Source organism: Cryobacterium glucosi (genome assembly GCF_004402235.1).
GTDB classification, from domain to species: domain Bacteria; phylum Actinomycetota; class Actinomycetes; order Actinomycetales; family Microbacteriaceae; genus Cryobacterium; species Cryobacterium glucosi.
In genome coordinates this window covers 1-1,753 of sequence record NZ_SOFS01000047.1, presented here as the reverse complement: position 1 = coordinate 1,753, position 1,753 = coordinate 1, and the positions used below count along the sequence as shown (strand labels likewise).

2 protein-coding genes are annotated in these 1,753 nt (G+C 66.5%); both read right to left on the bottom strand.

Features of this window, described 5'->3' with window-relative positions; translation table 11 throughout:
* Nucleotides 1–2 precede the first annotated feature (2 nt).
* A complete protein-coding gene (gene istB, locus E3O46_RS18125) occupies nucleotides 3–728 on the bottom strand; it encodes an IS21-like element helper ATPase IstB (protein WP_277612990.1) in 726 nt (241 codons plus the stop codon).
* 50 nt (nucleotides 729–778) lie between these two features.
* The coding region (locus E3O46_RS18120) for a transposase family protein (RefSeq protein ID WP_166791104.1) at nucleotides 779–1,753 on the bottom strand (975 nt) is incomplete at its 5' end.

Below are 1,753 nucleotides of genomic sequence, written 5' to 3'. Positions count from 1 at the left end.
TGTTAGCTCATCGGCGTCACGCCCTGTCCGGCGAGGGCCTGCGTGAGGCGGATCGATTCGCCCGACGTCTGGCAGACGTGAGCGTGGTGAAGTAGCCGGTCAACGGTCGCTGTGGCGAGGGTCTTGGGCATGAGCTCGTCGAAGCCGGCAGGATGTAAATTCGACGAGACCGCGATAGATCGTTTTTCATAGGCCGCATCGACGAGCCGATAGAGTCCCTCGGCCGCGTCGGTCCCAACGGCCAGGAGCCCTATGTCATCAATCACGATGAGGTCGGCGCGAAGGATGCGCGCGACGACTCGGGTGACGCTGTCGTCAGCGCGGTGGGCACGCATCAACGCGCCGAGGTCCTCGAGGCGGAACCACGCCACACGCATGCCGGCCTCGACGACTTGCTGGCCGAGGGCCTCGAGGAAGAACGTTTTTCCCGTGCCGGACGGCCCGCAAACGACAACGTTCTCCTTCCGCCCGATCCACTCGAGGGTGCGGAGGGCCTGCTGCGTCGGCAGCGGGATCGACGACGCAGCCGGGTCCCACGTGTCGAAGGTCTTCCCCGTCGGGAACCCAGCGGCCTTCCGGCGGGTGGCGAGCATCGACCGCGACCGACCGGTGACTTCCTCGACGAGGAGGGCTTTGACGACTTCGGAGGGTTCCCACCGTTGCGTGCGCGCCGTGATCAGCAGCTCCGGCGCTAACGCCCTGGCGTAGGGCATCTTCAGCTGCCGCATTAACGCCTCCAGGTCGGCTGGCAGAGCGGGTGCGGCGGTCGGGACGGGGCTCATGCGCTTTCTTCCAGCAGGTCGTCGGGAAGGCTCACGGGCGGTTGACCGATCGCGGCCCAGCCTCGGGTTCCTTGGGTGAGGGACTGGGTTTCGCTGGCCGTGTGGGTGGCAGCGCGGAGACCGGCCGCGTTCAGAATCGAGGCGAGGTCCTTGTGCGCGAAACGACCATGGACGGCCGCAGTGCCCAGGGCCTGGTCAACGTCGGCCTGCCCAGCGATCTTCGCCAGCGCCACGGCCTCGGCCATCTTCTGCGTGATCCGCATCGTGCCCACCGCAGCGGCCTCGAGCAGCCAGGTCCGGGCGCCAGCACCAATCGCGAGGAACTCCGTCTCAGCTGCACTTCGCGCTTTCACGGCATAGTCGCCGGGGACCCTGGTGGCATGATCGGGGAAATGAGTGTCGTTGATGGCGGGACTGCCCGGCCGGGCGCGCTGGTGCCGGGCGACTTCAACGGGCCCGTCCAGGCCCTCGTGCACGACGATGACCTCCTCGTCCAGGCCGAGGCCGTGGCTGCGCACGAATACTCGCTGGCCGAGCAGATAGAAAGGCACCGAGTACTGAGCGTTCTCGAACGTGATCATCGGCGTGTTGTCCGGGACGCTGCGGGACATGCCGAAGGAGATGGTGTGCGCGGTGCCCGGAACACGATGCAACCGGGGGGCTTCCTCCACGAGCATCGCTGCGGGCTTGCGGCGCGTGGCGCGGTGTTCACGGTTGTTGACCAGGTCCATGAACTCTTGGCAGGCCGTTTCGACGTCGGCGAAGGAGTCATATTCGGGCCGGAGGTTGGTGTCTTTGGGAACGATGTCGGCCTTGGCCAGCTTCACCGAAGACTCGACACCACCCTTGGTCGCTGGATCCGCCGGCTGACACGTCAGCACCGTGACGCCGTAATGGCGGGCGAAGTCGACCGTCGCGACGTTCCGGACCGGAACGCCGGCGACGTGAGAGACGGTGACGGTTTTCTCGTT

Coding starts and splice junctions, on each gene's coding strand:
- istB (WP_277612990.1), bottom strand. CDS start 728: ATGCGGCAGCTGAAGATGCCCTACGCCAGGGCGTTAGCGCCGGAGCTG.